Source organism: Rhizobium sp. ZW T2_16, from assembly GCF_044987325.1.
In the GTDB taxonomy this organism is placed as follows: domain Bacteria; phylum Pseudomonadota; class Alphaproteobacteria; order Rhizobiales; family Rhizobiaceae; genus Neorhizobium; species Neorhizobium cellulosilyticum.
Genome location: NZ_JBJDRG010000008.1, coordinates 42,040 through 68,315 on the forward strand (window position 1 = coordinate 42,040; position 26,276 = coordinate 68,315).

26 protein-coding genes and 1 pseudogene are annotated in these 26,276 nt (G+C 56.8%); 10 read left to right on the plus strand and 17 right to left on the minus strand.

What is annotated here, in order from left to right; all coding sequences use genetic code 11:
* Positions 1-3: 3 nt before the first annotated feature.
* From accD to ACI3K0_RS19205, 4 genes are all read right to left on the minus strand, one after another.
* Positions 4-900 (minus strand): acetyl-CoA carboxylase, carboxyltransferase subunit beta, encoded by an 897-nt coding sequence (gene accD, locus ACI3K0_RS19190; protein ID WP_183829718.1) that lies wholly within the window; start codon positions 898-900, stop codon positions 4-6.
* A 148-nt stretch (positions 901-1,048) separates the two neighbouring features.
* Complete coding sequence (trpA, locus tag ACI3K0_RS19195; RefSeq protein ID WP_183829721.1) at positions 1,049-1,888, minus strand: tryptophan synthase subunit alpha; 840 nt, start codon at positions 1,886-1,888, stop codon at positions 1,049-1,051.
* A 2-nt stretch (positions 1,889-1,890) separates the two neighbouring features.
* Positions 1,891-3,111 carry a tryptophan synthase subunit beta gene (gene trpB / locus ACI3K0_RS19200; RefSeq protein ID WP_183829724.1) on the minus strand — a complete coding sequence of 407 codons (1,221 nt, stop codon included), beginning with the start codon at positions 3,109-3,111 and terminating at the stop codon, positions 1,891-1,893.
* 11 nt (positions 3,112-3,122) lie between these two features.
* Positions 3,123-3,779: a phosphoribosylanthranilate isomerase gene (locus ACI3K0_RS19205; RefSeq protein WP_183829727.1), complete on the minus strand. Its 657-nt coding sequence runs from the start codon at positions 3,777-3,779 to the stop codon at positions 3,123-3,125.
* 458 nt (positions 3,780-4,237) lie between these two features.
* On the opposite strand from ACI3K0_RS19205, the pseudogene ACI3K0_RS19210 reads away from it, so the two are divergent.
* A pseudogene (locus tag ACI3K0_RS19210) lies at positions 4,238-4,634 on the plus strand (cell wall hydrolase); the annotation flags it as partial.
* A 522-nt stretch (positions 4,635-5,156) separates the two neighbouring features.
* Here the strand turns inward: ACI3K0_RS19210 and ACI3K0_RS19215 are convergent.
* The 3 genes from ACI3K0_RS19215 to ACI3K0_RS19225 form a co-directional block, all read right to left on the minus strand.
* On the minus strand, positions 5,157-5,918 hold the full coding sequence (locus ACI3K0_RS19215) for a M48 family metallopeptidase (RefSeq protein ID WP_148143829.1): 762 nt from the start codon (positions 5,916-5,918) through the stop codon (positions 5,157-5,159).
* Between the two features lie 96 nt (positions 5,919-6,014).
* On the minus strand, positions 6,015-6,437 hold the full coding sequence (locus tag ACI3K0_RS19220) for a DUF2852 domain-containing protein (protein WP_404945976.1): 423 nt from the start codon (positions 6,435-6,437) through the stop codon (positions 6,015-6,017).
* 136 nt (positions 6,438-6,573) lie between these two features.
* On the minus strand, positions 6,574-7,869 hold the full coding sequence (locus tag ACI3K0_RS19225; protein WP_404946053.1) for a polyhydroxyalkanoate depolymerase: 1,296 nt from the start codon (positions 7,867-7,869) through the stop codon (positions 6,574-6,576).
* A gap of 168 nt (positions 7,870-8,037) precedes the next feature.
* Between ACI3K0_RS19225 and ACI3K0_RS19230 the strand changes: the two genes are divergently transcribed.
* Positions 8,038-8,637: a nitroreductase family protein gene (locus tag ACI3K0_RS19230; RefSeq protein ID WP_183829740.1), complete on the plus strand. Its 600-nt coding sequence runs from the start codon at positions 8,038-8,040 to the stop codon at positions 8,635-8,637.
* A gap of 97 nt (positions 8,638-8,734) precedes the next feature.
* On the opposite strand, the gene gyrB is transcribed toward ACI3K0_RS19230, so the two are convergent.
* From gyrB to ACI3K0_RS19255, 5 genes are all read right to left on the minus strand, one after another.
* A complete protein-coding gene (gene gyrB / locus ACI3K0_RS19235; protein ID WP_404945977.1) occupies positions 8,735-11,170 on the minus strand; it encodes a DNA topoisomerase (ATP-hydrolyzing) subunit B in 2,436 nt (811 codons plus the stop codon).
* Between the two features lie 141 nt (positions 11,171-11,311).
* The gene (locus ACI3K0_RS19240) at positions 11,312-11,668 is read right to left on the minus strand and encodes a helix-turn-helix domain-containing protein (RefSeq protein WP_183829745.1); all 357 of its coding nucleotides are present in this window, start codon (positions 11,666-11,668) and stop codon (positions 11,312-11,314) included.
* Positions 11,665-12,228 carry a Smr/MutS family protein gene (locus ACI3K0_RS19245; protein ID WP_404945978.1) on the minus strand — a complete coding sequence of 188 codons (564 nt, stop codon included), beginning with the start codon at positions 12,226-12,228 and terminating at the stop codon, positions 11,665-11,667. Before ACI3K0_RS19245 ends, ACI3K0_RS19240 begins: the two co-directional genes overlap by 4 nt.
* Positions 12,225-13,349, minus strand: coding sequence for a murein transglycosylase A (locus tag ACI3K0_RS19250; RefSeq protein WP_404945979.1), 1,125 nt, complete (start codon positions 13,347-13,349; stop codon positions 12,225-12,227). Before ACI3K0_RS19250 ends, ACI3K0_RS19245 begins: the two co-directional genes overlap by 4 nt.
* On the minus strand, positions 13,346-14,044 hold the full coding sequence (locus ACI3K0_RS19255; RefSeq protein ID WP_183829752.1) for a Tim44/TimA family putative adaptor protein: 699 nt from the start codon (positions 14,042-14,044) through the stop codon (positions 13,346-13,348). The genes ACI3K0_RS19250 and ACI3K0_RS19255 overlap by 4 nt, the downstream gene beginning before the upstream one ends.
* Positions 14,045-14,164: 120 nt before the next feature.
* Here ACI3K0_RS19255 and ACI3K0_RS19260 point away from each other — a divergent pair, with 120 nt between their 5' ends.
* Both ACI3K0_RS19260 and secB read left to right on the plus strand, forming a co-directional pair.
* On the plus strand, positions 14,165-14,689 hold the full coding sequence (locus ACI3K0_RS19260; RefSeq protein ID WP_183829756.1) for an FxsA family protein: 525 nt from the start codon (positions 14,165-14,167) through the stop codon (positions 14,687-14,689).
* An 82-nt stretch (positions 14,690-14,771) separates the two neighbouring features.
* Positions 14,772-15,248, plus strand: a complete 477-nt coding sequence (gene secB, locus ACI3K0_RS19265) for a protein-export chaperone SecB (RefSeq protein ID WP_148143820.1) — start codon at positions 14,772-14,774, stop codon at positions 15,246-15,248.
* Positions 15,249-15,358: 110 nt separating this feature from the next.
* On the opposite strand, the gene dnaQ is transcribed toward secB, so the two are convergent.
* From dnaQ to ACI3K0_RS19290, 5 genes are read right to left on the minus strand one after another with little or no spacing between them, the layout of a single operon-like run.
* Entirely contained in the window at positions 15,359-16,063 is a 705-nt protein-coding gene (gene dnaQ / locus ACI3K0_RS19270; RefSeq protein ID WP_404945980.1) for a DNA polymerase III subunit epsilon, read from the minus strand.
* Entirely contained in the window at positions 16,056-16,661 is a 606-nt protein-coding gene (gene coaE, locus ACI3K0_RS19275) for a dephospho-CoA kinase (RefSeq protein ID WP_404945981.1), read from the minus strand. The genes dnaQ and coaE overlap by 8 nt, the downstream gene beginning before the upstream one ends.
* Complete coding sequence (locus tag ACI3K0_RS19280; RefSeq protein ID WP_183829766.1) at positions 16,658-17,518, minus strand: shikimate dehydrogenase; 861 nt, start codon at positions 17,516-17,518, stop codon at positions 16,658-16,660. The genes coaE and ACI3K0_RS19280 overlap by 4 nt, the downstream gene beginning before the upstream one ends.
* A complete protein-coding gene (locus tag ACI3K0_RS19285) occupies positions 17,511-18,098 on the minus strand; it encodes a Maf-like protein (RefSeq protein WP_394353696.1) in 588 nt (195 codons plus the stop codon). The genes ACI3K0_RS19280 and ACI3K0_RS19285 overlap by 8 nt, the downstream gene beginning before the upstream one ends.
* A gap of 48 nt (positions 18,099-18,146) precedes the next feature.
* Entirely contained in the window at positions 18,147-18,968 is an 822-nt protein-coding gene (locus tag ACI3K0_RS19290; RefSeq protein WP_148143815.1) for a pyruvate, water dikinase regulatory protein, read from the minus strand.
* Positions 18,969-19,372: 404 nt separating this feature from the next.
* Here ACI3K0_RS19290 and hemE point away from each other — a divergent pair, with 404 nt between their 5' ends.
* From hemE to rsmG, 6 genes are all read left to right on the plus strand, one after another.
* Complete coding sequence (gene hemE / locus ACI3K0_RS19295) at positions 19,373-20,401, plus strand: uroporphyrinogen decarboxylase (protein WP_404945982.1); 1,029 nt, start codon at positions 19,373-19,375, stop codon at positions 20,399-20,401.
* Complete coding sequence (gene hemJ / locus ACI3K0_RS19300) at positions 20,401-20,949, plus strand: protoporphyrinogen oxidase HemJ (RefSeq protein WP_404945983.1); 549 nt, start codon at positions 20,401-20,403, stop codon at positions 20,947-20,949. The genes hemE and hemJ overlap by 1 nt, the downstream gene beginning before the upstream one ends.
* A gap of 179 nt (positions 20,950-21,128) precedes the next feature.
* Entirely contained in the window at positions 21,129-22,394 is a 1,266-nt protein-coding gene (gene rho, locus ACI3K0_RS19305; RefSeq protein WP_112506460.1) for a transcription termination factor Rho, read from the plus strand.
* Positions 22,395-22,473: 79 nt separating this feature from the next.
* A complete protein-coding gene (gene mnmE, locus ACI3K0_RS19310; protein ID WP_404946054.1) occupies positions 22,474-23,769 on the plus strand; it encodes a tRNA uridine-5-carboxymethylaminomethyl(34) synthesis GTPase MnmE in 1,296 nt (431 codons plus the stop codon).
* 24 nt (positions 23,770-23,793) lie between these two features.
* Complete coding sequence (gene mnmG / locus ACI3K0_RS19315; RefSeq protein ID WP_404945984.1) at positions 23,794-25,671, plus strand: tRNA uridine-5-carboxymethylaminomethyl(34) synthesis enzyme MnmG; 1,878 nt, start codon at positions 23,794-23,796, stop codon at positions 25,669-25,671.
* Positions 25,668-26,270, plus strand: a complete 603-nt coding sequence (rsmG, locus tag ACI3K0_RS19320) for a 16S rRNA (guanine(527)-N(7))-methyltransferase RsmG (protein ID WP_404945985.1) — start codon at positions 25,668-25,670, stop codon at positions 26,268-26,270. The genes mnmG and rsmG overlap by 4 nt, the downstream gene beginning before the upstream one ends.
* Positions 26,271-26,276: the final 6 nt, after the last annotated feature.

Below are 26,276 nucleotides of genomic sequence, written 5' to 3' on the forward strand. Positions count from 1 at the left end.
AAGTCAGGCGGTCGCAGCGACCGGTGCGGGTGCTGGAAGCGCTTCCTGCACCGGCTGCTTCATCAGCATGCGGATGATGCGGGCAAGCGTCTCGGGAATATCGTGCCGCTTGACCACCATATCGACCATGCCGTGTTCAAGCAGGTATTCAGAGGTTTGGAAACCCTCCGGCAGCTTTTCACGCAGGGTCTGTTCGATGACGCGCTTGCCGGCAAAACCGATTTCAGCGCCCGGCTCGGCAATATGGACATCACCCAGCATCGCGTAGGACGCGGTAACGCCGCCGGTGGTCGGGTTGGTCAGCACGCAGATGTAAGGAAGGCCGGCTTCCTTCAGCATATCGACGGCAACCGTGGTGCGCGGCAGCTGCATGAGCGAAAGAATGCCTTCCTGCATGCGGGCACCGCCCGACGCCGGGAAGATGATCAGGGCGCATTTTTCCTTCAGCGCACGCTCGGCAGCCTTCACGATCGCCTCGCCGGCTGCCATGCCGAGCGAGCCACCGATGAAGTTGAACTCATGCACGACGGCAACCAGCTTGACGCCCTGGACGGTGCCGAGGCCCGACAGGATCGTATCTTCCTGCTCGGTCTTCAGGCGGCTGTCCTTGAGGCGGTCGGCATATTTCTTGGAATCGCGGAACTTCAGCGGATCCTGGGCGACCTTGGGCTGCGGCAGGGCTTCAAACTCGCCGCCGTCAAACAGGTCCCTGAGGCGCGCCTTGGCAGGCATTTTCATGTGGAAGCCGGAGGCAGGAATGACCCACTTGTTCTCTTCGAGGTCCTTGTGGAAGACCATTTCGCCGGTTTCAGGGCACTTGATCCAGAGGTTTTCCGGAACTTCGCGACGACCCAGCATGGAATTGATGCGCGGTCGAACGTAATTGGTGATCCAGTTCACTTGGGGGTACTCCGATAAAACAGTGTCAGGACTGAAGCGTATCGCGATCCTTAAAATCGCGTGCCACGCCTCAGATCTTCAATTTTCAGACATGCCTCGCTCTCGAGACCGGTGGCGACTTTCGAGAGGCATGCCTTATGTGGGCCAGTTATTCGGCAGCAACAAGGCGCGCGGAACGCACGCCGGTTGAAAGACCGCGAACGAAAGTGGAAACGGCGGAAACCGTGTCGGCGGTAGCAGCACCATCCTTGGTGAGGCTGCCGGCGACCTGGGCGACAATCGCCGTGCCGACGACAACGCCATCTGCTGCGGCACCGATTGCCTTGGCATGATCGGCGGTCTTGACGCCGAAGCCAACGCAGACCGGCAGATCCGTGTGGTCTTTGATACGGGCGACGGCGCCGGAGATCAGCGACGGATCGGGCAAAGCCGAACCGGTAATGCCGTTCATCGAAACGTAATAGACGAAGCCGGACGTATTGTTGAGCACGGTCGGCAGACGCTTCTCGTCCGTGGTCGGGGTCGTCAGGCGGATGAAGTTGATGCCCTTGGCGAGCGCCGGGATGCAGAGCTCGTCATCCATTTCCGGCGGCAGATCAACGATGATCAGGCCATCGATGCCGGCTGCGATCGCGTCATCGACGAACCTGTCGACGCCGTAGATATAGATCGGGTTGTAATAGCCCATCATGACGATCGGGGTTTCATCGTCGCTCTTGCGGAAATCGCGGGCGAGATCAAGCGTCTTTGCCAGCGTCTGGCCACCCTTCAAGGCGCGCTGGCCGGCGAGCTGGATGGTCGGGCCATCCGCCATCGGATCGGAAAACGGCATGCCGAGTTCGATCACATCGGCGCCGGCTTCCGGCAAAGCCTTCATAATGCCGAGCGAGGTTGCATAATCCGGATCGCCGCCCATGAAATAGGTGACAAGAGCGGGGCGACCTTCGGCCTTCAACTTGGCGAAGCGTGTGTCCATTCTGGAAGTCATGATTACAGCCCCACTCCAAGCAACTTGCCGACGGTGAAAATGTCCTTGTCGCCGCGGCCGGACAGGTTCATCAGGATGATCTGGTCCTTGCCCATCTTCGGCGCACGCTTGATCACTTCGGCGATGGCATGGCTGGGCTCTAGCGCCGGGATGATGCCTTCGAGTTTCGTCAGGAGTTGGAAGGCTTCGAGCGCTTCGTCATCCATGACCGGCACATATTCGGCGCGGCCGATATCGTTCAGCCAGGAATGCTCAGGGCCTATGCCCGGATAATCGAGGCCGGCAGAGATCGAATGGCCTTCGAGGATCTGGCCGTCCTTGTCCTGCAAGAGATAGGTGCGGTTGCCATGCAGCACGCCCGGAGAGCCTGCGGTGATCGAGGCGCAGTGTTCGTTGCCGTCGAGGCCATGGCCACCGGCTTCGACGCCGACGATCTTGACGCCTTCGTCATCGAGGAAGGGATGGAAAAGGCCGATGGCGTTAGAACCGCCGCCAACGGCAGCGATGACGACATCCGGCAGGCGGCCTTCGGCTTCCAGGATCTGCTCACGGGCTTCCTGGCCAATGACGGCCTGGAAATCGCGGACCATTTCCGGATAGGGATGCGGGCCGGCGGCAGTGCCGATCAGGTAATAGGTGTCGTCGACATTGGTGACCCAGTCACGCAGCGCCTCGTTCATGGCATCTTTCAGCGTGCCGGAACCGGCCGTGACGGCCTTCACCTCGGCGCCAAGCAGTTTCATGCGGAAGACGTTCGGGGCCTGGCGCTCAACATCGGTGGCGCCCATATAGACGACACAAGGGAGGCCGAAACGGGCAGCGACGGTGGCCGAGGCCACGCCGTGCTGGCCGGCACCGGTTTCGGCGATGATACGGGTCTTGCCCATGCGCTTGGCCAGCAGAATCTGGCCGATGCAGTTGTTGATCTTGTGGGAGCCGGTATGGTTCAGCTCTTCGCGCTTGAAATAAATCTTTGCGCCGCCGAGATGTTCAGTCAGACGCTCGGCATAATAGAGTGGGCTTGGGCGACCGATATAATGGGTGCCTAAATCAGCCAGTTCCTTCTGGAACTCCGGATCGTTCTTCGCCTTTTCCCATTCGGCCTGAAGATCCAGGATCAGCGGCATCAGTGTTTCCGCGACAAAGCGGCCACCGAAAATGCCGAAACGGCCGTCCTCATCGGGGCCGGAGCGGAAGGAATTGGGTTTAGGCGTATCGTTCACTCTATGCTCCTTCAGCGCTTATTGGCTTTCGCATCGGCGACAGCATCAAAAAACGCATCGATCATTCCAACGTCTTTGAGGCCCGGGGCGCTTTCCACTCCGGACGATACATCGATACCCGTTGCGCGCGTGGACGCGATCGCATCAGCGACATTATCCTTATTCAGGCCCCCGGAAAGCATGTAATTCACGCCTTCGTCAAGCGAAGCCATCAGGTTCCAGTCGAAGGAGACACCGTTACCGCCCGGAAGATCCGATCCTTTCGGTGCCTTCGCATCGAAGAGGAAGCGGTCGGCGACGCCGATGAAGGGGTCGACCCGATGCAGATCCGTGGCTTCCCTTACCGAAAACACTTTCATTACCGGCAGGCCATAGAGCGCCTTGATATGCAGGATGCGTTCCGGCGTCTCATGTCCGTGAAGCTGGAGAATATCCGGGTGCAGAAGCGAGACTATATCGTCCAAGTCTTCGTCATTCGCATCCACGGTAACGGCGACGATCTTTGCCCTGCTGCGGACCCGGTCGGCCAACTCACCGGCGATCTCGGGCGCGATGTTACGCGGGCTCTTTTCGAAGAAGATGAAGCCGATATGGGTTGCGCCGCGCTCAACGGCGCGATCCACGGCATCCGCCGTCGACAAACCACAAATCTTGATGTCGAGTTTCATGATCGCGGAGTGACACGAAATGCCTGCGGAGTCGAGAATCTTTTACATGGATGGACAGCGGCGGATTGCCGGATACGAAGAATTAACCGTGATGTCTCATATACGAATCGTAACATGCTCACGCTTGATGAATGTGTGAAATATCAGTTTTCGCTCATGAAAGTTTGTTGCAGCCAAAATCGAAAAAGGAATGGAATTTCCGAGGTTTGGCCTGTCATGAAAGATAATTGATAAACTGTATGAATTGAGGTAGGTTATTCCTCAACCAGATGATTTTTGAAATTTTTTGGCGGGGTACCATGACGAGGATTACGACAGTTGCCTGGCGGGCAGCTTTATGTCTGACGGCTGGGGGGCTGCTCTCTGCATGCACCAGCACGCAGACCGTGTCGTCAGTGGACGCTAAAGACAAAACGACCAAATTGGCGTCAGCACAAACTGGCTCACAAAAGGCCGTATATAGCTACACCAATAAAGATCGTGAATGCCTGAAGCGTGCGATGTATTTCGAATCCAGGCGGACGAGCGAAAATGGCTTTCTGGCCGTTGGAAGCGTGATCATGAACCGCCTGACCTCCGGCATCTACCCGGAGACGATTTGCGGCGTCGTGGCACAGAAAAACCAGTTTGCTCCGGGCGTGATGACCCGCAAGATGGACGAGGCTACCGCGCCGGATCTCAACACGGCGGCAGATGCAGTGTTGAAGGGCGCGCGCCATCCCGACGTGAAGAACGCTATGTTCTTCCATACAGAGGGATACAGCTTCCCATACAACAACATGCATTATGTAGCCGCTGCCGGCGGCAACGTGTTCTACGAAAAGCGTGACGAGGACGGCAATCTGCAGACGGCGGCTCCGAAGCCGGCCAACAGCTACATTCTCGCCTATGCGTCGAACGATCCCGAGCAGAACCCAGCCCTGTCGTCGTCGATCATTGCCGAGGCTGCAAGTGCTGCCGCTGCGAGCACGCAGGTGGCCGCGGTTTCGGCACCTGCCGTCACGTCCCAGGCTGCTGCAATGCCGGAAAAGAGCGGACATAACGGTTCGGCACAGCCGGCCGTCGCCTCGAACAACCCGCCGCTTGCGCCGGTGATTACGGCAGCGGTTGCTCGGTCCAGCATGGAAGAGGCATTCGATACCGCCTATGCGGTGCCGCAGAACGCTTCCTATACCCCTGCCCATGCCTATCAGGCCAGCCTTGAGAACGTCGCGAAGGTTCCGGTCCCGGCTGCACGTCCGAATGTGCAGAAGCGTCCTGGAGCCGGGATGGCGATGGCTGATCCGACCCCAGGTTTGAGCCAGGAAAACTGGTCCATCCGGACAAGCAACTGGCAGTAAACCGAGGATTATTCCTCGGCCCTGTAGTTCACTTCCTTCAACTGAAATCTATCGCGTGAAGCTGCGAACCGTGCAGCTTCAGCCAGCGGCGTGCCTCGTCCATACGCGGGCACAGATCTCCGCAGAGCGCCCAGAATTTCGGGCCGTGGTTCATCTCTTTCAGATGTGCGACCTCGTGAGCTGCGAGGTAATCGATGATCAGCGGCGGCGCCATGACGATGCGCCACGAGAAGCTGAGATTGCCGTCCCAGGAACATGAGCCCCAGCGGCTACGCGTATCCTTCATTGACACTGAGGCAATCGGCTTGCGGATGGCAGCGGCGTGACGGCGGGCCAGCGCTTCGAGATCGTGGCGCGCTTCCTTCTTGAGAAAGGTCGAGATCCTTCGGCCCATATGTTCCTCAAGCCCGCTTACCTTGAGTACCGGTTCGCCATCGATAACCAGCGCCTGGGTGATGCCGCGCAAGGATCCGGTATGTTCGATCCGGTGCTGGACGCCGCGGATGGAAATGGTGCCACCCGGCCGGATCGGGTTGTCGAGGGAGAATTTGGCGAGCTTGGTTTTCAGCCAGCCCTCGTGGCGAGACAGAAAGTCATCCACCTCGTAATGTTTCAGGCCCACGGGGATGGTGAGATTGAGCGCCCTGCCGCCCGGCTCGATCCTGAGCGTGATACGGGTCGCGCGACTGTTCTCCTTGATGGTCAATGGCATGGCGCGATCCCCCACAGCAAGCGTGCGCTTGACCGTCTGCAGTGGTTTGGGTGACCGGCGAACCGGCTTCTTCAAGAGCGCGAACATGACTATTCCTTACCCGATTCACCGGGATTCTGCCCATCAAAAAAGCCGGCGCTCCGAAGAGCACCGGCCTTCATCACATCAGAGCCGACTTTGGGGTCAGACATCGACCACCGGCTGATCGCCCGAAGGACGATTTTTGCGGTCGCGCATGAAGCGGTCGAACTCTTCCTGATCCTTGGCGCGGCGAAGCTCGCGCGCATAGGTATCGAACTCTTCCCGCATCTCATCAAGCTTGCGGCGTTCTTCGTCCAGGCGATCCAGTTCGGCCTTGCGCCAGTCGTCGAAAGCGACATTGCCGGTCGAAAAATGCGTGTTGTAACGGCGGCTTGCCTTGCGGCACCCGGCGAACCATTTGTCAGCGCGATCATTGGCATCGCGCTTGAAGCCACGAAGCCGATCCCCGAAAATGATATAGGCGAGCATAGCAAGGCCGAGTGGCCAGAAAACTATGAAACCGAGCACCATGAGAGCAATGGTGGCCGGCGTCCACTCCGGACGTATCAATGCAGACTGGTTCATAGGTCACACCCTTAGGGTTAGAGCGGGAGGCCAGATGCCAGCCCGACGGGAATCGATTTGGTGAGCCCCGGATCGCGCTTCAAGAAGAGCAAAGATTAAATCCGCTAAAATGCGGAAATCGATAGTGGAATTCGATCTATTCCGGCTTCGGCGCGCTTTTCCTGCCGCTACGCGTAGGCTTAGGCGCCGCATCGCTTGGCCGGGTTCCGGAATGCAGCCGGGTGAATTCGATGATCCGCGGCGCGATCTCCTGGCGGAAACGGGAACCATTGAAAACGCCGTAATGACCGACATCCGGCTGCATGTAATGAAGGCGCATGCTGTCAGGGATATTCGGGCATATCGCATGGGCGGCATTGGTCTGGCCCAAGCCGGAGATATCGTCATTCTCGCCTTCGACCGTCATCAATGCAACGTTGCGAATGACACCGGTGTCAACCGGGACATCGCGATGCATCATCTCGCCTTTCGGCAAAGAATGGCGGATGAAGACGGTATCTACGGTCTGGAGATAGAACTCCTCGGTCAGGTCCATCACGGCGAGGTATTCGTCGTAGAAGTCCCGGTGTCGCTCCGCCGACTCGCCGTCATTCTTGACGAGGTGATCGAAGAATTCGCGATGTGCCATCACATGGCGGTCGAGGTTCATCGACATAAAACCCGAGAGCTGCAGGAAGCCGGGATAGACAGGACGCATGAAACCGGGTTGCGGAAAGGGTACCGTCATGATGACGTTATCCTTGAACCACTCGAGCGGATGCTCGTTTGCCAGCTTGTTGACCGCCGTCGGGTTGATGCGGGTATCGATCGGGCCACCCATGAGGATCATCGAGGCAGGCAGCATCGGGTCCTTTCGCGTTTCCATGATCGCGACGGCTGCGAGCACGGGTACCGACGGCTGACAGACGCCGGCGACATGTGCGCCAGGGCCTATCTCCTGCAGCATCTCGATAACGTAATCGATGTAATCGTTAAGATCGAACCCGCCTTCCGTGACAGGCACGACCCGCGCATCGACCCAATCGGTGATGTAAATCTCCGCATGAGGAAGCAGCGCTTCGACCGTTCCACGCAGCAGTGTCGCATAATGTCCGGACATAGGCGCGACCAACAGGATTTTCGGATCCGGCTGATGGGCCGGCGGAAGATCGCGCTTGAAATGCAGCAGCTGACAGAAGGGTTTAGACCAAATGATCTCTTCTTCCACTGCGACCGTTTCGCCATTCACGGTGGTTTCGTTCAGGCCGAAATCCGGCTTGGCATAGCGTCGCGTGGCCCGCTCGAAAACTTCGAGGCTTGCCGTCAACGTACGGCCGAGCACGGTTTGCGACATGGGGTTGAGCGGATTGCTAGAGACATAGCGAAGTGCTTCCGCACCGGCGCGAAACGGCGCGAGCGCAGCGTGGTTCAATTCATACAGCTGATAGAACATGATCGCGCTGCCTTTCATGGCGGTGCACTCCTCTCCTTGCGCGCTCCGTAGAACGCCTCCCTCCCCTCACCCATCTATGACGGATGTGGGGTCGATTGTCACCTGCGCGAGGGTGATTGCCAAAGAGCCGGTGAGGCATATGTTGGGCAACATGACAAGGAGACCTCGATGACCAGCAGCAATTCCCGCACATCCGAATTTCCCATCGACGCGTATTTTCTCGATCGCTGGTCGCCGCGCGCTTTTACTGACGAGACGATGGATCGCGAACAGATGCTGACCATTCTCGACGCGGCGCATTGGGCGCCCTCGTCCGGCAACAATCAGCCCTGGCGCTTCATCTATGGTCTTCGCGGCACGCCGGCATTCGAGGCGATCCTTGATCTTCTCGTTCCCGGCAACCAGCGTTGGGCAAAGAATGCCGCTGCCCTGATGATTATCGTTTCGAAATGCTACCGGGTTTCATCAAACGGCGAGCACAAGCCCGCCTATACGCATTCCTACGATACGGGCGCAGCCTGGTTCTCAGTAATCTGCCAGGCCATGAAGCTCGGCTATCACGCGCATGGAATGGAGGGGTTCGACAAGGAAAAATCTGTGGACGTGCTCGAACTGCCCGAGGGTTTCAGAGTGGAAGCTGCAGCCGCGCTTGGCCGCATGGCCGCGAAGGAGACATTGCCGGAAGACCTGAGGGAGCGCGAGATACCGAGCGGACGAAAGGCCGTTTCGGAGATCGCCTTCGAGGGGAAGTTCTCCGGCGAACCGTGATCAAAAGCCTGACTGTGCAAGGTTTCGCGTGAATCCTTAGCCGGATGCGAAAACGGGGCCTGTCGGTCCCGTTTCAGCTTTGGACTGAGCAAATGCCTCAGATATCGAGGTTGGCGACGCTCAATGCGTTGTCCTGGATGAACTCGCGACGCGGCTCGACTTCGTCGCCCATAAGACGGGAAAAGAGGCCGTCGGCATCGGTCGCATCGTTCACCTTGACCTGCAGCAGAGAGCGAACATTCGGGTCGAGCGTGGTTTCCCACAGCTGCTCGGCATTCATTTCTCCAAGACCCTTGTAGCGCTGCATCGACAGGCCCTTCCGGCCGGCGGCGAAGATAGCATCGAGAAGCGCACGGGGACCGGAGATTTCCAGCTGGCCATCCTTGCGGGCAAGGATCGGCGAGGTCGAGTAGATTTCCTGCAGACGGCCCGACAGCTGATCGATATGGCGAGCGTCGGCCGAGCCGATCAGCGCGTTATCGATGAAGGCCACTTCGCGAACGCCGCGTACCATGCGCTCAAAACGCAGGCCACCCTCGTCCGTCACGTGACCGGTCCAGCCGCGTTCCGTCTCTTCCGCAATCATGTCCAGTCGCTGTGCGACGAGGTCGGCGGTCTGCTGGGCACGTTCGCGGTTGTCGGTAAGGTCCGGATTGAGCGCGCCAGCAATTGCCGCCTGCTCGATGATCGAACGGTTATAGCGGGAATGAAGACCGTCGACGAGCGAGCGCAGGCGCTGTGCATCGTGGATCACTTCGCGCATGTCTTCGCCGACACGAACCTCACCGGAACCGACGATCAACCTTGCTTCCTCGATACCCATGCTGATGAGGTATTCCTCAAGCGCCGCCTCGTTCTTCAGGTACTGAACGGACTTGCCGCGCGCGACCTTATAGAGCGGCGGCTGGGCGATGTAGATGTGGCCGCGCTCGATCAGTTCTGGCATCTGGCGGAAGAAGAAGGTCAAGAGCAGCGTGCGAATATGCGCTCCGTCGACATCAGCGTCCGTCATGATGATGATCTTATGGTAACGCAGCTTGTCGGCGTTGAATTCGTCCTTGCCGATCGAGGTGCCGAGCGCGGTGATCAGCGTACCGATTTCCTGGCTGGAGAGCATCTTGTCGAAGCGGGCACGTTCAACATTGAGGATCTTACCGCGCAGCGGAAGGATAGCCTGGTTTTCACGCGAGCGACCCTGCTTGGCGGAGCCACCTGCACTATCACCCTCGACGAGGAAGACTTCGGACTTGGATGGATCACGCTCGGAGCAGTCAGCCAGCTTGCCCGGCAGGGAAGCGATATCAAGAACGCCCTTGCGGCGGGTGAGCTCGCGCGCCTTGCGGGCGGCTTCACGAGCAACGGCGGCTTCTACGACCTTGCCTACGAGAACCTTGGCTTCTGCAGGGTGTTCTTCCAGCCAAGAACTGAGCGCCTCGTTGACAAGGCTTTCGACAACAGGACGAACTTCCGAGGAAACCAGCTTGTCCTTGGTCTGCGACGAGAATTTCGGATCTGGTACCTTAACCGACAGCACTGCCGTCAGTCCTTCGCGGCAGTCGTCACCTGTCAGCGAAACCTTTTCACGCTTCATGATGCCCGAGGTTTCCGCATAGGATGTAATCTGCCGGGTAAGTGCTCCCCGGAAACCCGCCATATGGGTTCCGCCGTCACGCTGCGGAATATTGTTGGTAAAGCAGAGAACATTCTCGTGGTAACTGTCGTTCCACCACATGGCCACTTCCACCGTCATCCCATCCTTCTCGCCCTTGATGGCAACAGGCTTTTCAACGAGCGGTTTCTTCGAACGATCGAGGTAGCTGACGAAGGCCTCGAGGCCACCGTCATAGACCATCTCTTCTTCCTTCACGTCCGGCTTGCGGCGATCCGTGAGCCGAATTCGGACACCCGAATTCAGGAAGGCGAGTTCGCGCAGGCGGTGTTCGAGTGTGTTGTAATCGAACTCGGTCATGGTGAAGGTTTCAGGGCTGGCGAGGAAGGTGACTTCCGTGCCTGAACGTCCCTCGTAATCACCGATTACTTTCAGCGGCGCATCGGCGACACCATGGGTGAAGCGAATTTCATGGACCTTGCCGTTGCGGCGGATCTTAAGCTTAAGCCAGACCGACAACGCATTGACGACCGAGACGCCAACGCCATGCAGACCGCCTGAAACCTTATAGGAATTCTGGTCGAATTTGCCGCCGGCATGGAGCTGAGTCATGATGACTTCCGCCGCCGAGACCCCCTCTTCCCTGTGGATGTCCGTCGGGATACCGCGACCGTTGTCGGTCACGGTGACGGAGCCATCGGAATTGAGCGTGACGGTGACGATATCGGCATGGCCGGCCAGGGCCTCATCGATCGCATTGTCGACGACTTCGTAGACCATGTGATGAAGACCGGAGCCGTCATCCGTATCACCGATATACATGCCGGGGCGCTTGCGAACGGCATCTAGGCCCTTCAGCACCTTGATCGAATCGGCACCATATTCTGCACTCGCACCATTTTCGCTGGCGGGTAGATCGGTCATTCAGCTTCTTCCAGTTGGTTCTTCTCGGTGACGCGCGAATCACCGCTTTTTCCGTTTTCAATATAGGAAATCGCGGGCGGCTTCTAAAGGTTGAGCACACCATTATGGCAGGAAAGCCGTGGTTCTTCCCGAGAAAAATGACTATTGCGGGCTCTTCAAGAGCCTGTTGATCTCTTCTACCATCTCTGGCGTCAAAGTGCTAATCCGTTTCGACAGCTGATTGGCCAGAAGCGTGTATTCCGGCGGCAGGCCTGCGGTATCGATAACAACCCTGGGATCGGATGCATCCGCCAGGCGGAAGAGATCGTCCGCCTCGTCCCAGATGATGTTGAAATAGCCGGCAATACGCTGCAAAAGCTCGAAGGTCGGGCGGCCGCGATGGCCATGTTCGAGCGCGGAAAGATAGGCTGGCGTGACGCCTATGGCCTGCGCCAGGGCGCGCTGGGTAACGCCCCTGCGCTGGCGGAGTTCGCGCATCGCCTGGCCGAACGGCGTCAACGGTCCGGCCTTTCTGCACGCGTAAGCCTTACATAAAGGGCACCGTCGCCGCCGTGATGGCGGGCTGCCCATTCATAGGACGAAATCAGGAAACGAAACTCGGCCTTGGAGAACCAGAGCGGGACTGCGCGGCGAAGGGCGCCTTCACTGCCCATCGAACTGCCCTTGCCAGTGATGACGAGAACATGGCGCAAGCCCCGTTCATGCGCCCGATAGATGAAATCGAGCAAAAGGTCATGCGCCTCACCCTGGAAAAGGCCGTGGAGATCGAGGCGCGCCTCGATCGCAAGCCTTCCTTTGGCGAGTTTTTTCTTCGTCGGCTTTTCGAGCGGATAGTGATAGCCGGCCGGCTTCTTAGCGGTGCGAACCTGTTCTGCCAGCTGTTCCGGCACTTCTCGAGGCGATGCGGGTTTCGATTTCTCGACCTCTGCCGCGTGGGCGACTTCTTCGGCCTCGAAGGCGGCAAGATCGGTCCAGCGCTCCTTGAAGGCGCGGGTGGATTTTGCCACCTTGCCCCACAGTATCCGTTCCTCGGAATTGAGTTTACGTCCGCTGTTCATGCTCCAAACCTGCCAGCCGCCGCCTTGGGAATCAGGATATAGAAATCGGCTTCGTTCCTGACAGTTCCGGCGCGTTCTCCCGCTTCATAACCTGAACCAGTAAAGATATCGCCGCGGCTTGGGCCGACAATAGCCGATCCGGTATCGAGTGCCAGCATCAGCCTGGCAAAGGGTTGACCGTCATTGAGATGAAGCAGCGTCGGAGCATGAATGAAGAAGGGATAACCGAATGTATGGATCATACGATCCACAGCAAGGGAGCGCCCGGCGATGAGCGGCACCTTGGCCGCGGCGACGGGACCGAGTGTGTCGTCGGAAACATCGGCATCGCGGAAGAAGATATAGGACCGGTTATGCCAAAGGATTTCATCAACCTTAGCCGGATTCTCGGCTAGCCATTTACGGATGCTCTGCATCGAGATTTTTTCGCGCGGGATTTCCCCGAGATCGATCAGGAGCTTTCCGATCGGAGAAAATGGATGACCAGCCTTTGCGGCATAGGTGATACGGCGAATGTCGCCATCCGGATAACGAAGGCGGGCTGCGCCCTGGACATGGGCGAAAAAGACGTCAACCTTCGACCGTGCCCAAGCAATTTCAAGGCCGCGCCCGGCGAGAAAACCTCGATCGATTTCCTTACGATCCGGATATTCGGTCACACCGGAAGCAGTCGCATGACCGAACATGTAGCCGGAGTCCATTTCGGTAGGCCGGTTGGTTTCGTCAAGATCGATGAGATCGTCAGGACGGAAATAGAAGGGATGGGCGAACGTCTCGTCTGGTTTTGCCGAGACATCGACTTCCGGCTCGTAAAAGGCGGTCACCAGACCCGGCTGGGCGTCATCGCGCTCGATACGGAAGGGAATGCAACTCTCTTCGAAAAACGCGCGCGCCTGCGCTTGCGTCATATCAGACGATAGTATGCCAGCTGCAGCCAGAAGCGGCATCAAGTCATCGGCGGTGAGGCCAAGAACGCCGGTCCGATAGGGCTTCACGTCGCGAATATGGGTAAGACACCGCGCCATCGCATCAAACAAGGCGCGGGGATCGTCCCTTTCCCAACCGGGAAGGTCGCCGAAGGATACGGAAGACAGGCGGTATCCAGGCGAAGTCGGGCTCATTGTTCGGATTCGGTCGCGATCAGTTTCCAGTTCGGATCCTTGGAGCGGACATCCCTTGCAAAGGTCCAGATATCGGTCACTTCGGCAACGGCCTCCTGGTCACCGTCGATCAGCTTGCCTTCCTTGTCGAAGGTAGCCGAAATCAGCTGGCTGACGATGCGAACCGTGACCTGAGCTTCCGACTGCTTGACAGCGGCTTGGGTGAAGGCCGCCTTGTCGATGCCGACGAAAGTGGACTTCACCACTTCGCCGCGGGCCTCGCGTTCGCGGATAGCGGAATCGAAACCTTCAAAGACTTCCTTAGAGAGAAGGCCCTTCAGGGTCTTCCGGTCGCCATCGGCAAACGCCATGACGATCATCTCATAGGCCATCTTAGCGCCGTTTAGGAATTCCTTCGGCTGGAAGGACACATCGGCCCTTATCAGCGACTTCAGCGACTCGTTCAACTCGCTGCCGGGCTTTACGAGAGCATCGACCTCCGCCAGACGCTGATCCTCTTCGCCGGCTTCGCGACGCGGCAAAGTTACGACCTTACCGTCATCCGCAGCGGCAGGGGTTTTAAGCGCTTCGCGCGAGACATATGTCTCCGGCGGCTTCTCGTTTCCCGTCCGGCGGCCGAGCACACTGCGCAGTTGCAGGAAAATCAGGACCGCCGCAACAAGGAAAAAGAGTGTAATGAAGTCGTTGGAACCCATATTAACCCGCAATTACCGTTTAAAAGTTGAATTCACATCATCATATAGTCTGCATTAAGCCATCTTCAAATAGCGAAGGTGTGAGCCTTCGAAACGACCTCGTACAACATTCAATGGATCATGCGCCCATTTATTGCTCTTAGCGTGCTGCTTGCCTGGCCTTTGGCCGAAATCGCCGGATTTGTCGTGGTCGGGCGTGCGCTCGGCCTGTGGTGGACACTTGGCCTCGTCATCGGTACCGGATTGCTCGGCGCCTTCATGATGCGGCAACAGGGCCTGCATCTTTTGAAGAAGCTTTCGGAGCAAAGCCAGCAGGGGCAAATCCCGGCAAGTTCCGTTATCGACGGGGCGATGATCGTCGTTGCCGGCATCCTTCTGCTTCTGCCCGGCTTCGTCACCGACATTATCGGCATCGCACTGTTCATTCCGTTTGTGCGGCGGCTTCTCTGGTCGGCGATCGGAAAGCGTGTCGTGGTGGTCGGCCCCCGCAGCAGCCGTGGCGGTTTCAGCCATCCGGCCGGCGGCGCGCGCGAAAATCCGAATGCAGCCGGCAAGGTCGTCGATCTCGAGGAAGAGGATTTTCATCGGAACACGGATCCGAACCCATCTTCTCCGTGGTCAAAAGGCATTGACCGCGATCCGTGACCATAAGCCAGAGCCACAACGGGTTGTAAGCAAAATGCCTAGATGTTATGCGGCCTCAACGCATCAGTCCTGAGGATATCCCATGGCAGACGAAAACACGCAGTCGGCGAGCCCTTCGCTCAACATTCTTGCCCAGTACACCAAGGACCTTTCCTTCGAAAATCCAGGTGCACCCCGGTCGCTTCAGGCGCGTGACAACGCGCCGGCCATCAATATCGGCGTGAACGTCAACGCCAACCCGCTGTCGGATACCGATTTCGACGTCGTTCTTTCGCTGAACGCCGAAGCCAAGGAAGGCGACAAGGTCGTGTTCGCAGCCGAATTGGTTTATGGCGGCGTCTTCCGCATCACCGGTTTTCCGCAGGAACACATGCTGCCGGTTCTGTTCATCGAATGCCCGCGCCTGCTGTTCCCGTTCGCGCGTCAGATCATCGCAGATGTGACCCGCAATGGCGGTTTCCCGCCGCTGATGATCGATCCAATCGATTTTGCCCAGATGTTTTCGCAGCGCATGGCCGAAGAACAGGCCCGCGCCAAGGTTCAGCCGCTCAACAGCTGATCAGACAAAAATCGGAAAAGCCCGGAAGTTCCGGGCTTTTTTATTGCTCAATCGCTACGTCTCACGCAGTTCCCGGCACAAGACCATTTTGCGCTTTTGCTGGAACGACCCTATTCCTGACGATATTTCAGCCAGATCGCTTTGCCTTTCATAGAGGCGATCATTGATGCATGGTGCTCCAAATCCTTTGCACTCAACCGGTTCGCAAGTGCGCGCGGGCGCACCTGGTCCGTGATGAACACCGTCTCTTCAGCCTCGGCGACTTCTACCACCTGATCTGAGGCGACCAGTCCCAAGGCGGCCTGTCGGCCACCATTCATTTCGATATAAACTTCGGCCAGTAGTTCGGAGTCCAGCAATGCGCCGTGTTTTGTACGGTGGGTGTTATCGATCCCGTAACGACGGCAAAGGGCGTCGAGTGAGTTCGGACCCATTGGGTGTTTGCGACGCGCCATGGCCAGCGTATCGACAACCTGATCGGAAGGTACAGGCGGCAGACCTATCCGCTCGAATTCCGCGTTGATGAAACCCATATCGAAGTTGGCGTTATGGGCGATCCATCGTGCCCCTTCGAAAAAGTCCACGATCTGCTGTGCGACTTCAGCGAAGCTCGGCTTGTCTTTCAAGAACTCGTCCGTGATGCCATGGACAGCCAAAGCATCGGGATGAACCTTACGATCACCCGGATTGATGAAGATGTGGATCGTCTTTCCGCTCGGGAAATTGTTGATCAGCTCGACACCACCGATTTCGATGATGCGATCCTGCTTGGATTCAAGCCCAGTCGTTTCCGTATCGAAAATGATGTCACGCATGTTTTTCACTCCGTATGCCCGACCGTAGAAGATTGATGATCTGCTCTACTCGCTTTTTTGCCTGGTCGAGGCCGCAGCCCGTATCGACCAGAAAATCCGCACGATCGCGTTTCTGCGAATCAGGCATCTGACGGTTCAGGATGAGCTTGAACTTTTCTTCCGTCATGCCTGGTCTGGCAAGAACGCGCTGCCGCTGTATCTGTGGATCACAGGTCGCGACCACAACCACATCGACGCGTTTCTCAGCGCCGGTTTCGAAAAGCAGAGGAATGTCGAGGAGGACGAGATCAGCGCCTGCCAATCTCTGCCTTGCGAGAAACTGCTTTTCCCTGTCTCTCACCAGCGGGTGCACAACTGCTTCAAGCCGGCTAAAACCACCGGGATCGAGTGAAAGTTGCCGGGCCAGTTCCACCCTGTCGATGGCGCCTTCACGAATTGAGCCGGGAAAAGCTTCGCCTACCGCTTTAACTGCATCCGTTCTATAAAGGTCATGCACGACAGCATCGGAATCGTTGACCGGGATACCCGCATCCCTGAACATGCCGGCAGTGGTCGTCTTTCCCATGCCGATCGATCCGGTCAATCCGATAACAATCATGCCGCCGCCTGAATATCCTGAATGATGAGTTGTCGTAGAGCACTGTCGACCACCGGGCGACGACCAAACCATCTTTCGAAACCGGGCACCGCCTGATGCAGCAGCATCCCCAATCCATCGGTCGTCGGATAACCCTGCTCGCGCGCCTGCCGAAGAATAGGCGTTTCAAGCGGGACGTAAACGATATCCGTCACCATTCCACCTGACTTCAGACCCGAAAAGTCGAAGGAAACGGATTCTGCTCCATCCATGCCAAGCGATGTCGTGTTCACAAACAAGCCGGCACCAGCCATGACCTCTTCCAGGGCGGGTAATCCATGCGCATGAATTTTCGGACCGAAACGATCGGCAAGCTCCTTCGCACGTGACATGGTACGATTGACGATGTGGATTTCGTTGATGCCACGATCACGGACAGCCTGAACGACGGCACGGCTAGCTCCGCCCGCACCGAGAATAACGGCGCGATCGACCTTGTCCCAGCCCGGATGATGCCCGTCGAGATTGGCTGCAAAACCGTATCCATCCGTATTCGTCCCATGAAGCTGACCGTCCTGCAGCCAGAGCGTATTGGCTGCACCGAGTTCCTTCGCCAGCTCATCCGGCCGGTCGCTGAGAGCGAAAGCCGTTTCCTTGTGCGGGATCGTGACATTGCCGCCGGAGAAGCCCAGGCTACCGTTTTTCACCCCCTCTATAAAAGCGGCGAAATCCTTTTCGGAAACAGCGACCGCATCATAGCTGCCCGGCAAGCCGTATTGTTTCAGCCAGTGCCTATGAATAATCGGAGAGCGGGAGTGCTTGATCGGCCAGCCGGTCACAAATGCAGCAGGCGGTGAATTTTCGCGTCTATCAGCCATCAATCGCTCCCAGGCGACGGAGTTCTTCCAGAAGCGGAAGCATGGGGAGGCCGAGAATGGTGAAATAGTCACCCTGAATGGCGGAAAAGAGATGGATGCCCTCTCCTTCCAGCTGGTAGCCGCCGACACTCGAAAATGCCTTGTCGCCAATTCTATCGAGATACCGCTCGACATACCCCTCGGTCAGTTCGCGGACTGTCAGCTCGGCATAGGCAACATGCTCCCAGACCACAGTTCCGTTTTTTACAATGGCCACAGCACTGTTAAGCCTGTGCGTCCGATCTGAGAGGGAGAGCAGGTTATCGCGGGCCTCGGCGCGGCTCTTTGCCTTGTGATAGACGCGATCTCCAAGCGACATCGTTTGGTCGGAGCCGATTACGAGCGCATCAGGAAAATAACGCGATACATCCTGCGCCTTCGCCCTGGCCAAGATCCCGGCAACAACTTCGGGGCCAGTGTGTTTTTCAGAGGCCTCTATCTGTCGTTCATCGATATCGGCGGTGCGCGATTCGAATGTCAGGCCGGCATTTTCGAGCAGCATTCGGCGAAAGGGACTTGAGGAGGCAAGGACAAGTGTCACTTCAGGTATCATCTCCGACAAACAGTTCGGGCGAAAAACAGTTCGGGATTACCTGAGCCTTGGTCGCAGGGCAAGAATCGCCGCGGCAGTCTCCTCGATCGAACGGCGGGAAACATCGATAATCGGCCAATTGTTTCGCCCGCAAAGGGCCCGGGCATATTTAAGCTCTTCATTGATGCTGGCGCGATCGGTGTAGGTGTTCCGATCAAGCCCCTGAGAATTGCCGAGTTCCCGGTTTTCCCGGATTTGGGAGATCCGGTCGGTGGTGGCGATCAGGCCAACGATCAGTGGACGAGTGGCACTATAAAGAGCGTCCGGCAACTCGACTCCCGGCACAATCGGGATGTTTGCCGTCTTGATCCCGCGATTTGCCAGATAGATGCTGGTCGGCGTCTTGGAGGTTCGGCTGATGCCGATCAGGACAACGTCAGCTTCATCATAGGTCTCGGGCATCTGGCCGTCGTCGTGGTCCATGGTGAAGTTCAGCGCCTCGATCCTGGCAAAATATTCCTCGTTCAAAGCATGCTGCGCTCCAACACGACGACGCGACGGCGCACCCAGATAGGTCTGGAAAACAGCTAGAACCGGCTCCAGCACATTCACGGAAGGAACGCCCATTTCGCGGCAGCGAAGGTCGATCAGCGATGCCAGATCCTGGTCTACGATCGTATAGAGGACGATACCGGGTTCCGCATCGACAGCGTCAAGCACTGCCACCAGCTGTTTGCGGTTCCTAATCAGCGGATAGACGTGCTCAAGCGCATAGCTGTTCTGGAATTGGGCTGCGACAGCCCGTCCGGCAGAGATCAGAGTCTCGCCGGTGGAGTCAGAAACCAAATGCAAGTGGAAGAAGTTTTTCCGGTTCTCCACGTTATTCTCTACCGTATGTTGATAACTTGGGACAGGCGACCATGTTCAGAGGCGGGAGGGACAGGCCTCGGGAAAACCGCCACTTTTTCCACAATCTGCGATCAGTTGGATTGATGGAACGCGAGGATGTGATTTGCGTGGATAATTGTCATATCTGCCAAACTTATCCACATGTTGTCTACAGATAAAAACTACCCAACACGCCGGTCATATTATTGAATCTTTTATTGAATTTATGATTTTTCCCAGAATTCAAAAATTCCGAGAAATGCTTTTTATATCGCTCGGCGGATATTGGCAAAATTTCGGTTAATCTGGGGTTTGACTTTAATCCTTGATACACACCGACTCTAAGAAATAGAAACCAATAGAAATTGGATTCTTTTTATAAGGGATAGATGCTGGTGCCGGTGAAAAGGAAGATCGTCGACGTGTTGGAGGGGAAAACGGTGACGCCCCCTCCGCTCTGGCTTATGAGACAGGCTGGACGTTATCTTCCCGAGTATCGTGCAACGCGGCAGAAGGCCGGTGGGTTCCTCGATCTCTGTTACACGCCTGATCTGGCTGTCGAGGTCACGCTCCAGCCGATCAGGCGTTATTCGTTCGATGCGGCCATTCTCTTTTCCGACATCCTGGTCATTCCCGATGCTCTGGACAGGAACGTGCGGTTTACGCCCGGCGAAGGGCCACAGATGGATCCGATCGATGAGGCCAGCATCTATTCGCTTAAAGCGGATGGCACTCTTGCGCATCTGTCTCCCGTCCTGGAGACAGTAAAGCGGCTGAGGCAGGAATTGCCTTCGGAAACTGCCCTTCTCGGCTTCTGCGGTGCTCCCTGGACCGTCGCGACCTACATGATTGCCGGCCACGGCACGCCCGATCAGGCCCCTGCCCGTCTCTTCGGTTATCGCAACCGGCAGGCGCTTGAACATCTGCTGGCGTTTCTTGCTGAAATTTCCGCCGAATATCTGATTGCCCAGATCGATGCCGGTGCGGATGCGGTGCAGATCTTTGATTCATGGGCCGGTGTTCTCGGCGAAGCGGAATTCGAAGCCTTTGCAGTGAAGCCGGTTGCACGGATGATCGAGATCGTGCGCAGCAAGCGGCCGAATGCACGCATCATCGCCTTTGCCAAGGGCGCCGGAATGAACCTGCGCCAATACCGGCAAAAGACCGGGGCAGATGCGATCGGGCTGGACTGGAGCGTGCCGCTGTCGTTTGCGGCGGAACTGCAGAAAGATGGGCCTGTCCAGGGTAATCTCGATCCGATGCGGGTCGTGGCCGGAGGCCAATCGCTTGAGGACGGTATCGACGCGATCCTGCAGGTTCTGGGAAATGGGCCGCTGATCTTCAATCTCGGCCACGGCATCACGCCGGAAGCTGATCCGGACAATGTCGCGAAACTGGTCAATCGCGTCAGAGGGTTGGGTTGATGGCGCCGCACCGCGAGGAAGCCGGAAACGAAGGTGCGGGCGGCAAGGCCAAGACGCGTGCCTTCATCGCACTTGCGATATTTCTCCTCATCCTGGGTCTGACCTACGTTTTACGGCCGGATGATTTCATCCTGTATGTGAAAGCATTTCATGTCATCGCCGTGATGTCATGGATGGCAGGGCTTCTCTATCTGCCGCGGCTGTTCATCTATCACACGGATGCACCGATCGGTTCCGAGCGATCGGAAACTTTCAAGATGATGGAAAGGCGGTTGCTGAGGGTCATCATGAATCCGGCGATGATGGTAAGCTGGATGCTGGGGCTTTATCTTGCCTGGGACGTTTACGGATTTCAGGGTGGCTGGCTTCACGGGAAGATTGCCATGGTCGTGGCGCTTACCTGGGTTCATGTGCTGTTTGGTCGCGCGGTTCGCGATTTTGCCGCAGACAAGCCCAGACGTGCCGCAAGGCATTGGCGGATATGGAATGAAGTGCCGACCGTGCTGATGATTGCGATCGTAATCCTCGTTATCGTAAAGCCGTTCTGAGAAAGGGCTTGCCTTTTTCTGAATAAGCCTCTTGCGGCACGCGGAGGGAATCGCTATTTTCGCGACACCTCCATATCGTGGCATGCGTGTAACCGACGTTGTCCCCGGACTTCATCCGCGGAAGCGAATTCCACCGACACGCCCAATTCCCTTATATTTTCTCAAGTGGTCCCCTCTTCATGGCTGAAATGAAGCTTCAAGAACTTAAGAGCAAATCTCCGACTGATTTGCTGACCTTCGCAGAGTCGCTGGAGGTCGAAAATGCCAGCACGATGCGCAAGCAGGAGTTGATGTTTGCAATTCTCAAGGTTCTTGCCAGCCAGGATGTTGAAATCATCGGTGAAGGCGTGGTCGAGGTTCTTCAGGACGGTTTTGGCTTTCTGCGTTCCGCAAATGCGAACTATCTGCCTGGTCCGGACGATATCTACATTTCGCCATCGCAGATCCGCCGGTTTTCCCTGAAGACGGGCGATACCGTTGAAGGACCGATCCGCGGCCCGAAGGAAGGCGAACGCTATTTCGCGCTGCTGAAAGTCAACACGATCAATTTCGACGATCCTGAAAAGATCCGTCACAAGGTTCACTTCGACAACCTGACACCGCTTTATCCGAATGAGCGGTTCAAGATGGAACTCGATATCCCGACGTCGAAGGATAATTCAGCGCGCGTCATCGATCTCGTCGCACCGCTCGGCAAGGGCCAGCGTGGCCTGATCGTTGCGCCGCCGCGTACCGGTAAGACGGTTCTTCTGCAGAACATTGCCCATTCGATTACCGCCAATCATCCGGAATGCTATCTGATCGTTCTTCTCATCGACGAACGTCCGGAAGAAGTGACGGACATGCAGCGCTCGGTGAAGGGCGAAGTCGTTTCCTCGACCTTCGACGAACCGGCAGTTCGCCACGTGCAGGTCGCTGAAATGGTCATCGAAAAGGCCAAGCGCCTGGTCGAACATGGTCGTGACGTCGTCATTCTGCTCGATTCGATCACCCGTCTCGGCCGCGCCTACAACACGGTCGTGCCGTCTTCCGGCAAGGTTCTGACCGGTGGTGTGGATGCAAACGCGCTGCAGCGGCCGAAGCGCTTCTTTGGTGCAGCCCGTAATATCGAGGAAGGCGGTTCGCTGACGATCATCGCGACTGCGCTGATCGATACAGGTAGCCGCATGGATGAAGTCATCTTCGAAGAATTCAAGGGTACGGGTAACTCGGAAATCGTGCTTGACCGCAAGGTCGCCGACAAGCGTATCTTCCCGGCCATGGATATTCTCAAATCCGGTACGCGTAAGGAAGACCTTCTGGTTCCGCGCCAGGATCTGCAGAAGATCTTCGTTCTTCGCCGTATCCTCGCTCCGATGGGAACGACCGATGCGATCGAGTTCCTGATCGATAAGCTGAAGCAGACGAAGAACAATGCGGACTTCTTCGACTCGATGAACACGTAATCCTTAGCCGGATTCTTCGATGACTTTGCAGGCGCCCGATATCGGGCGCCTTTGTCTTTTGTGGATATGGAACGAAGACATGATACAGGCAACAATCTTCGCGCTTTCCAGCGGTCAGCCGCCGGCCGGCGTTGCGGTCATACGCATAAGTGGTCCGGCGACGAAAGCAGTAATAAACGAGATTGCCGGCTCGGCCCCTCTGCCACGACAGGCAAGCCTCCGAACGATTCGCAACCGAAACGGTGAGATGCTCGATCAGGGCCTGGTCCTATATTTTGAAGCGCCGCACTCCTTTACCGGTGAGGATTGTGCCGAATTGCAGGTTCATGGAAGCCGTGCGGTAGTAAACGCTGTTGCGGGGACACTGAAGGAACTGGGTTTGCGGTCTGCCGAAGCCGGTGAATTTGCCCGCCGCGCTTTTGAACACGGGCGGCTCGACCTGGTAGAAGTCGAAGGCTTGTCCGATCTGGTATCCGCTGAAACCGAGATGCAACGAAAACTGGCGCTTCAGACCGGAATGGGCGCCCTATCAGCCCAATATGGTGGGTGGGCGGAACGTCTGACCCATGCGAGAGCGATGATCGAGGCGGAACTCGACTTCGCGGACGAGGACGATGTACCGGGCTCTGTTGCGGATACGATAGGCGGTGATCTCGCTGCGCTCGTGGCTGAGATGTCCGTTGCGTCGGTCTCGGCGAAATCCGCCGAGATTATTCGCAATGGGTTCAAGGTAGCGATTATCGGGGCTCCGAATGCCGGCAAGTCTAGCCTGCTGAACGCGATGGCAAAACGCGAGGTCGCAATCGTGACCGATATAGCGGGGACCACGCGCGATGTGCTGACGGTAGAGCTGGACATGGAAGGTTATCTGGTTCGACTTCACGACACGGCGGGTATTAGAGAAGCAGAAGACGTCGTCGAGCGCGAAGGTATCGAACGTGCCAAGTCGGCCGCTCGCTCGGCAGATATGATCCTGTATCTTAGGGAAGCGGGATCCACTACAGATATCGTGTACAAAGATTACGGTGTTCCGTATCTCGAAGTGGAAACGAAAGCGGATCTCTCCAAGAGGGATAAAGTCGAGGCAATACGTATTTCGTCTGTAACCGGTGAAGGTCTGGACGAGCTCCATCGAGCTATCGTCGATAGGGCACGGGATAGCTGGAATGGCGGGCTGCCGGCGAGCAATGACAGGCATCGCGAACATATTGCCTTGGCTTCCAAATTCATCGAAAATGCATTAGATGAGCCTCGACTTGAGTTGAAGGCCGATGCGTTGCGGGTGGCCGGAGATGAGCTCGGCAGGATTACCGGTCGCGTCGATGTCGAAGATCTCCTCGATGTGATCTTCTCAAAATTCTGCATTGGCAAATGATTCACGTGAAACATAGAGGCTTCCATGGCTGAATTGACCTTTGATGTGGTCGTCGTTGGTGGCGGGCATGCAGGATGCGAAGCTGCAAGTGCAGCTGGCCGCGTTGGAGCCTCCGTGGCACTGGTAACACACAAGCGCGAAACGATCGGCGTGATGTCCTGCAACCCGGCGATTGGCGGATTGGGCAAAGGTCATCTCGTCCGCGAAATCGATGCGCTTGATGGATTGATGGGACGCGTTGCTGACGCTGCAGGCATCCAGTTTCGTCTTCTCAACCGCAAGAAGGGCCCGGCCGTACGAGGACCGCGCACACAGGCTGACCGCCGGCTTTATCGCGAGGCGATGCAGCGCGAGATCGAAAATCACGCCAATCTGACTGTCGTCGAAGGAGATGCATTCGATATCGAGATAGGGCAGGATGGTGCTGTAAAAGCTCTTCTGCTTGCGGACGGGCGTCGTATTTCCTGCGCTTCAGTTGTCCTTGCTACGGGTACCTTCCTGCGGGGGTTGATCCATATCGGTCAGAAGAAGATCCCGGCCGGTCGTACCGGAGAGGCGCCGTCGGTTGGTCTTTCGGAGACATTGAAGCGACAAGGATTTGCACTTGGCCGCTTGAAAACCGGAACCCCTGCTCGGCTTGATGGACGCACGATCGACTGGGCGTCGATTGATCGTCAGGAAGCTGACGATGTTCCGACCCCATTCTCTTTCATGACCGACCGGATCACCAATCCCCAGATCGCATGTGGCGTCACCAGAACGACACCTGAGACCCATAGGATCATTGCCGATAATATTCATTTGTCGGCTATGTATTCTGGGCAGATCGAAGGCGTCGGCCCGCGTTACTGCCCTTCGATTGAGGATAAGATCGTCCGATTTGGCGAACGCGACGGCCACCAGATCTTCCTTGAGCCGGAAGGTCTCGACGATTTTACGGTTTATCCAAACGGCATTTCGACCTCATTGCCTGAGGATATCCAGCAAGCTTTCGTACGCACCATTCCTGGGTTGGAACAGGTGACGATCCTGCGCCCGGCCTATGCGATCGAATACGACCATATAGATCCGAGAGAGTTGCAGCCATGGCTTGAGACGAAGTCGGTGAAGGGCCTGTTTCTGGTCGGGCAGATCAATGGCACGACGGGTTATGAAGAAGCCGGCGCCCAGGGTCTTGTCGGTGGACTGAATGCGGCGAGACGTTCTCAAGGGTTTCAACCGCATATTTTCAGCCGGACTGACTCCTATATTGGCGTGATGATCGACGATCTCATCAATCGTGGCGTGACCGAGCCATACCGCATGTTTACTTCAAGAGCCGAGTTCCGACTTTCGCTTCGCGCGGATAATGCCGATATGCGTCTGACAGGCCTCGGAATTGAACTTGGCCTAGTTGGCAAGGATCGGGCGGAGAGGTTCTCGGCTTATGTGGAGGCACTCAATTCCGGGCGGGATCAGCTTCGGTCGCTCAGCCTCACGCCGAATGAGGCGGCGCAACATGGATTGCATCTTAACAAGGATGGTCAGCGCCGAAGCGCTTATGAGATATTGTCCCATCCCGATATGGAAATTGACCGCCTGGCGCGCATCTGGGGAGAGCTGTCGGGACTGTCGCCCAAGGTTGCCCAGGCTCTCGAGATTGAAGCGGGTTATGCCGTCTATATGGAGCGGCAGGCGAATGACATACGCTCTGCCCAACGAGACGAGGCATTGGCAATCCCCGATCATTTCGATTTTGACACTGTATCAGGTCTGTCCAACGAGCTGAAATTGAAGCTGAGCCGTGCTCAGCCTCGTACCATAGCGCAGGCGGCAAAGATTGAAGGAATGACGCCGGCTGCTGTTACGTTGCTTCTGGCATTGGTGAGGAAAGCAGAAAGAAATATGAGGCAGGCATCTTGATTTCCGATGTTTCACGTGAAACGCAAGATCGGCTTCAGCAATTTGCCGATTTGTTTCAAAAATGGGCCAAGACAATCAATCTTGTCGCTCCTTCGACGCAAGAGGATATGTGGCAGCGTCATATAGCTGATAGTGCGCAAATATTCAGCCTGGCTGACAGAGTGGGAACGTGGGTCGATCTCGGTTCAGGTGGCGGATTTCCTGGTATTATCACCGCGATTCTGTTGTCTGAGCATCAGGATGGCTGGGTGCATCTTGTTGAAAGCAACCAGAAAAAGGCGGCGTTCTTGCGCGTCGCTCTCGCTTCAACCGGTGCCAGGGGCACTATTCATTCGGTACGTATCGAAGACGCTCATACACTTATTCCTCAATGTGATTTCGTTTCCGCTCGTGCGCTGGCTGACCTCGACAAGCTTTTGGGATATGCTTCGCCATGGCTTCTCGACAGGCCATCAACAGCTTTCTTCCATAAAGGTCGAGATTATGAATCCGAATTGAAGAAAGCGCATGGTCGGTGGCGCTTTGATTTGGTAAAACACCAGAGTTCAATCCAAGCGGATTCGGTTATCCTAGAGATCGGCAATCTGCAGCGGACATAACCGTAA